This window comes from Achromobacter sp. Marseille-Q0513 (assembly GCF_018195695.1).
Taxonomy (GTDB): domain Bacteria; phylum Pseudomonadota; class Gammaproteobacteria; order Burkholderiales; family Burkholderiaceae_B; genus Achromobacter.
Window position 1 is genome coordinate 1 of sequence record NZ_JAGTJY010000522.1, and the last position, 459, is coordinate 459.

At 70.2% G+C, this 459-nt stretch carries 1 protein-coding gene; it reads left to right on the plus strand.

From position 1 onward, the window contains the following. On the plus strand, window positions 1-459 hold a 459-nt coding region (locus KDH83_RS31585; protein WP_212323119.1), incomplete at both ends, for an S-layer family protein.

Genomic DNA, 459 nt, shown 5'->3' on the forward strand with positions numbered 1-459 from the left:
CCCTACGTCGTCACGACCGATCCGCGCTTCACCGGCCAGCGGCCCTATGTGTCCAGCGACTATCTGCTGTCGCTGCTGCGCCCGCCCGGCACGGCCACGGGCAGCTCGGCGAGCCTGGCCGGCTGGGAGGCGCTGATCCCGCCGGGAGCGCGGTTCCTGACGCCCTCGGGCCAGCCCCGGCGCCTGGGCGACGGGTTCTACGAGCAAAAAGCCGTCTCTGACCAGATCCTGGCCACCAGCGGCCAGCGCTGCCTGGAGCGTTATGGCGACTCCGACACCCAGTACAAGGCGCTGCTGGCCGCGGGTGTGAAGTTCGCGCAGGAACAGGGCATCAAGCTGGGCGTGAGGCTCACCGACGCGCAGCAGAAGCTGCTCACCACCGACCTGGTGTGGCTGGTCGAGCAGCCCGTGGTGCTGGCCGACGGCAGCGTCCAGTCGGTGCTGGTGCCGCAGGTCTAC